6 protein-coding genes and 1 tRNA gene are annotated in these 5558 nt (G+C 32.7%); 2 read left to right on the top strand and 5 right to left on the bottom strand.

What is annotated here, in order from left to right; genetic code table 11:
• Window positions 1-122: 122 nt before the first annotated feature.
• Genes ATE47_RS18805 through ATE47_RS18815 form a run of 3 tightly spaced genes read right to left on the bottom strand, consistent with a single transcriptional unit; the run spans window position 123 to window position 2039 of the window.
• Window positions 123-908, bottom strand: a complete 786-nt coding sequence (locus ATE47_RS18805) for a hypothetical protein (RefSeq protein WP_062163620.1) — start codon at window positions 906-908, stop codon at window positions 123-125.
• Window positions 908-1339, bottom strand: a complete 432-nt coding sequence (locus ATE47_RS18810) for a hypothetical protein (RefSeq protein WP_062160331.1) — start codon at window positions 1337-1339, stop codon at window positions 908-910. Before ATE47_RS18810 ends, ATE47_RS18805 begins: the two co-directional genes overlap by 1 nt.
• Before the next feature lie 25 nt (window positions 1340-1364).
• The gene (locus ATE47_RS18815) at window positions 1365-2039 is read right to left on the bottom strand and encodes a TrmH family RNA methyltransferase (protein ID WP_062160330.1); all 675 of its coding nucleotides are present in this window, start codon (window positions 2037-2039) and stop codon (window positions 1365-1367) included.
• A gap of 78 nt (window positions 2040-2117) precedes the next feature.
• Between ATE47_RS18815 and ATE47_RS18820 the strand changes: the two genes are divergently transcribed.
• Both ATE47_RS18820 and ATE47_RS18825 read left to right on the top strand, forming a co-directional pair.
• On the top strand, window positions 2118-3134 hold the full coding sequence (locus tag ATE47_RS18820; RefSeq protein WP_062160329.1) for an asparaginase: 1017 nt from the start codon (window positions 2118-2120) through the stop codon (window positions 3132-3134).
• A 55-nt stretch (window positions 3135-3189) separates the two neighbouring features.
• Window positions 3190-3276, top strand: a tRNA-Ser gene (locus ATE47_RS18825).
• Window positions 3277-3316: 40 nt separating this feature from the next.
• Here ATE47_RS18825 and ATE47_RS18830 read toward each other — a convergent pair.
• Window positions 3317-4342, bottom strand: a complete 1026-nt coding sequence (locus tag ATE47_RS18830; RefSeq protein ID WP_062160225.1) for a S1C family serine protease — start codon at window positions 4340-4342, stop codon at window positions 3317-3319.
• Window positions 4343-4618: 276 nt separating this feature from the next.
• Window positions 4619-5314 (bottom strand): hypothetical protein, encoded by a 696-nt coding sequence (locus ATE47_RS18835; RefSeq protein WP_062160224.1) that lies wholly within the window; start codon window positions 5312-5314, stop codon window positions 4619-4621.
• Between the last annotated feature and the right edge of the window lie 244 nt (window positions 5315-5558).

The raw sequence follows: 5558 nt of genomic DNA on the forward strand, positions 1-5558 counted from the left end.
AACAGAAACAGCCGGAATCTTCGTTGCAGCCTGGAATTATTTCCTTTAAAATTAAGTATAACTAGGTTTTGACTTAAATTTCAAATATAAAGGATAAAAAATATGATACGGAAACAAAGCTATTAACACAAAATTTTTAGCATCCTGAAAATCCGCCAATACGAAAAAATCCGTGTACAATGGAAAATATACAGGAAAATCATAATGAATGTAAGATATTTTCTGTTAAAGGCTCCCAAAAAACTTGAAGCTTGTACTACGATTCCAAAGACGGTAGTAATAACCCAGAAGTTTTCATAAGCATATAAACTCAGGACCCAATCCGGAACCTTGATATCTGCGATCCAATAATTATCCAGCGTATTGATTTTGGCTGCGTTTTTATCCAGCCATGTAATTTTTCCTGTTTGTTTGATTACATTTTTCGCAATTCCTAAAAACTTGGAGATCCCCGCCATACTGTAAGTTGCCAATATTCCCAGATAGAAATACTGTACCCATTTGTAATCATTTTCTTTGATTAAATTTTTAGGCAGTAAAAAAATCGCCATAAAATAACCAATAATTATCAAATGATTATGATGCCCCACACTGAAATTAAGAGAAATCGGGAAATTAATGATTGCTATTAATACAAATATTAAAAAATTAAGAATATAATTTTGCTTAAATAAAGTTATTATTAGAAGTAAAGCACAAATCAATAAAATACTCCCATATAAAAACTCACTCGGATATACCGGGAAAATAAATCGTTGAATCACAAGAAATGGTTCATAAATTTCTTGAGGCCACTTGCTGATTCTTCTGAATGTAAGATATTGCATCAACAACCAATACAACCCGAAAGTACGCATTGCATAATAGGCAATTTTATAATTGAAAACGGTAAGTTCCTTATATTTCATTAGAGTTTGGTTATCAAAATTTTATTGATTTTAAAAGACGCTTTTCCTAAATCCCAGGGATTGAAGCTTTCTTTATACAAAAGAAGATTATTATACTCCGGCCGGTAGCTTTTCATGAAAATTTTCATCTTTTTGATACTTTCTTCCCGGTTTTCATTTTTTTCAATTTTTTTGCCATAAAAACCTGTTATTAAAGCTAAATTATTTTCATCGTAAATTTCTGTGGCCTGATACAAAACTCTGATCGTATCATTTCCCTCAACCCTGTACAGCCTGTATTGTTCCTCAAACTTTTCGCTTCCACTAGGGCTTGTAAATAATTTCCAACTGTAGAAAGGATAAATTTCTTTCCCACCTTTTCCAATGATATACAAAGACAACAAGGACAGGAATAGGGAAATAAAGAAAAGATATTTCGTATATTTTTGCATGGTTTCGTGTTTTTAGTTAAAAATATTAATTAAAATCAATATTGTGATCCTTTAAATATTTCTCAAAAATCTGCTGCCCGCTTCTCATAGAATTTACAGCCCATCGGATTTTCATTTTCAATAGCTTTTCTTCACTTAATTTATAATTAATATCTGAACGTAACAACTTCTGTTTCAATTCATACATACAAATTCCCGCTGCCACAGAAACATTATAACTTTTCGTAAAGCCATACATCGGAATCGCTAATGTTTCATCCGCAAAATCAATTACTTCTTTTGAAACTCCTTCAAGCTCAGTCCCGAAAACCAGTGCAATCGGCTCCGTCACTTGATAATCCGGTAACATAACAGCATTTTTCTCCAATGAAACTGCCAGAATTTTATAACCTCTTTCTTTAATATTTTTTAAAGAATCCAAATTTTTCGGCATTTTTTCAACCTCAACCCATGTTTCAGCGCCTTTTGTAACGGTAAGATTCGGATTAAAAACATTTTCTTCTTCCATCGCAATTACTTTGTGAAAAGCACAGGCTTCGACCGACCGTATGATCGCCGCTGCATTCCTGAACTGATACACGTCATCCATCACAGGAAGCACGAAATCAGAACTTTCCTGAGAAAAATGATCAATTTTCGCCAGTCTTTCCTCCGTTAAAAACTGTTTTAAATATTCAAAAGTTTGTGCTAAATCGTTCATTATTTTCAAATCTTTGCAAATTAACGTAATTTTGAGGAATCATCCTGAAATGGGGATCAAATTCTATAAAAGTCCTGTATGAAACGAAAAGTCCTGTTGATATATACCGGTGGAACCATTGGTATGGAAAAAGATTACGAAACCGGAAGCCTTCGTGCCTTTGATTTTGGAAATATTTTTGAAAAAATGCCCGAAATGAAGCTAATGGAATGTGAGGTTTTCGTACACCCTTTCGCCAAACCGCTTGACTCCTCGGATATGGGACCGGAAGAATGGAAGATTATAGCTCATTATATCCGCAAAAATTATGAAAAATATGACGGATTTTTAATTCTTCACGGAACAGATACGATGTCTTATACCGCTTCTGCTTTAAGTTTTATGTTAAAAGGATTAAAAAAACCGGTAATTTTAACAGGCTCACAGCTACCTATCGGGGATCTGAGAACGGATGCAAAGGAAAATCTTCTAACGAGCTTGTACTACGCAAGCTTATATGAAAATGATAAAGCTGTGATTCAGGAAGTTGCAATTTATTTTGAATATAAATTATTGAGAGGAAATCGCACTTTGAAATATTCGGCTGAATATTTTGACGCCTATGCAAGCCCTAACTACCCTATTCTTGGGCAATCCGGAGTTCATTTAAATGTAATTAAGGAGAATCTTCACCGCAGTAATTCTGATATTGAATTTCATGTTGACGATCATATTTCGGAGGATGTTTTGTTCTGGAGGATTTTTCCGGGAATGAAGCTGGATCATTTTAAAGAAATCCCAAAAATGAAGGTTTTGATCCTTCAGGTTTTTGGTTCGGGAACGATTTTCAGCACTGAAAAAACCCAGAAAACGCTGCAGGAAATCCGAAATAACGGGACTGAAATTGTGGTGGTAAGTCAGTGTATTTCAGGCGGAATCTCATTTGGAAAATATGAAAACAGCAATATTTTTTCAAGAATTGGAGCAATCAGCGGGAAAGATATGACTGCGGAAAGTGCGATCACTAAAGCGATGCACCTGATTGACAATCCAAGCTATAAAGGAAGTTTTGCAGAACATTTCGCAAAAAGTCTTTGTGGAGAAATTTCCGAGTAATTGCATCAGAAAATTTGCTAATTCAAGAAATTAGAGTATTTTTGCAATCTCAATTAGAAAGGTGTCCGAGTGGTTGAAGGAGCTACCCTGGAAAGGTAGTATACGGGTAACTGTATCGAGGGTTCGAATCCCTTCCTTTCTGCTGATAATCAGAGTCTTAGGTTTTATAATCTGAGACTTTTTTATTCAATAAAATCTAAAAAATCAATCATATTCTTATTAAATACTTTAGAATTTTCTTCTGTAATAATTTCAATTAAAAATTTTATTGGAATTACAGTTCCATATCCAAGATCGTCATAGTTGCCTTCACCAGAAGGAAGATTTGAAGAAATACCAACAACATTACCATTATTATTAATAACAGGTCCTCCACTATTTCCTGCTTTAATTTTTGCTGTAATTAACATTAAATTCTGTCTCATCCAAATATCTTCTGCTATTGAGGCTATGCTACCAATAGAGGCTGTATATCTTGAAGAGATAATTGCCTTTTCAGCGGTAATAAAAGAGTGGAATCCTGGGACTTTAGGAAATCCAAGAGCTAAGACTTCATCCAAGACTTGTCCTTCTTCATATTGAGCATAACGATGTTGTGTCAAGAAACTCTCTGGAAATTTTATATAGATTAAATCCATTGCGTCAATATTATGGACTAAAAATGTTGATTCTTGTAGGACACTTTTTGGAATACCTTTAATTGAGATTTTAGAAGCACCTTCAATGCAATGTTTTGCAGTAGCTAAACCATTAAAAAAAATAAAGGAACTTCCTATAGCTTGGTCCTCATTAATATAATGACAGATTGGTAAAACTCTGTCTCTGTAAACTGTATTAATATATTTGAAACCAAATATTAAGGACTTCAATTTCTCATTTAAGAAAGTTTTAAGGATTGGATTTTTGAAGATTGCACCATGTCCATCAGATGGCAGATACCAATATGTATCATCAAAATTACTTGGTGTATCCTTAATGATTAAATGCAAGTAATTATTCTTGGCAAGGGACTCACATAACTGTGCAACAAGAGTTGGATAAGGCATCTCAGGAGTACTATATTTCTCTTTATAATACTCACAGAACTTTACAATTGTTCTTTCTTCATTTTTTCTAGTTTCACCAAAGTTATGATGAGTTGAAAAATATTCTAGTAATTCAACTAAAATTTCACTATATGTATAAGGATATTGTTCAAGGTTAATCATAAATAGAAAGATTTAATACTAAACTAATATTTTTATTTGAATGTTTAACCATCATATTTTCCCCGTGTTAGTACCAATATTCGACTAATCACTCTGGTGATAACTAAGCCTTAGGCTTCAATTTGACACTTTTTATTTTTAAACAAATTTAAGTTTAAAATTATTTATAATTTCAAAATAAATCCCAATCAAATTTGACTGGGATTTTCCGTTTGAAAAAAGTACCAACTAATTTCCAAACAATCTAGCTATATGAATGTGAATGTTTAGTGTTAATCAATTACACATCGTCAGAAACTGATGGCTCATCTGTACCTTGAACTTGGCATCTGATTTAAGTTTTGTGTAAATTGTGTGTTCAAAAGCGTGAATATCCTTTAATTTCTTATCAATAAATTCTGCAATTTGGACAATTGAGAAAATAAAATCTCTATAAACCGCGATGTTTACCGTCTGTCCATATACCGGAAGATAAGCCTTCAGGAAAGGAAGCGTTGATTGGTGCAAATTATAATTCACGCAATATCCCGCTCCTTCCCTGGAAGTAATAATTTCATAATTATTGATGAAGTCTAGTGTGTTTTTACCTTCTTTGCAGTTATTCTTAGAAAAATATCTGTTGATTTTATCTAAAATATGTTGAGCATATTCCATCATGGTAATTGTTTTCCATTCGAATATATGGTTCATGCTTTTTACATTTTTTGAAGACTTTCCGTTTTCACAGTTCGTACAGAATGAAATCCCGATCTTTTCATAATACGGAAGAAAGCAATCCTTGATCTGAATTGAAGCATCCGCCTGAAGCCTGTCATTTGCAAAATTGTAATACAGATACGGACTGTACATTTTTACAAGGGCTTTCAGATACTCTGTTTCGGAGGTATTCTTGTATTCTTCAAACCATTTTTCAAGATTGTCGTAATAACGGTTTTCAAATTCATTAAAACTTAAATAAAAAGGCAGTTCCATAGCTCTGTAATTTTGATATGACAAAGCTAATAGCGTAATGCGACAAAACTTGACGTGTTATAATTTTATTTAAAATTTTTGAATGTTAAAAACTATGGTAACGAAAGTGTGTAAAAATCTCCTCCATCTTTAGAACATTTAATATAGATATTTTTAGGGATACTGTCTTTTAAATTAATTTTAGTGCTTTGATCACAGGATTCATTATTATAATTAAAAATTAAATACCCTTTAGAATCAATAA

It is taken from the genome of Chryseobacterium sp. IHB B 17019, assembly GCF_001456155.1.
Taxonomy (GTDB): Bacteria; Bacteroidota; Bacteroidia; order Flavobacteriales; family Weeksellaceae; genus Chryseobacterium.

Coding starts and splice junctions, on each gene's coding strand:
- ATE47_RS18805 (WP_062163620.1), bottom strand. CDS start 908: ATGAAATATAAGGAACTTACCGTTTTCAATTATAAAATTGCCTATTAT.
- ATE47_RS18820 (WP_062160329.1), top strand. CDS start 2,118: ATGAAACGAAAAGTCCTGTTGATATATACCGGTGGAACCATTGGTATG.
- ATE47_RS18810 (WP_062160331.1), bottom strand. CDS start 1,339: ATGCAAAAATATACGAAATATCTTTTCTTTATTTCCCTATTCCTGTCC.
- ATE47_RS18830 (WP_062160225.1), bottom strand. CDS start 4,342: ATGATTAACCTTGAACAATATCCTTATACATATAGTGAAATTTTAGTT.
- ATE47_RS18815 (WP_062160330.1), bottom strand. CDS start 2,039: ATGAACGATTTAGCACAAACTTTTGAATATTTAAAACAGTTTTTAACG.
- ATE47_RS18835 (WP_062160224.1), bottom strand. CDS start 5,314: ATGGAACTGCCTTTTTATTTAAGTTTTAATGAATTTGAAAACCGTTAT.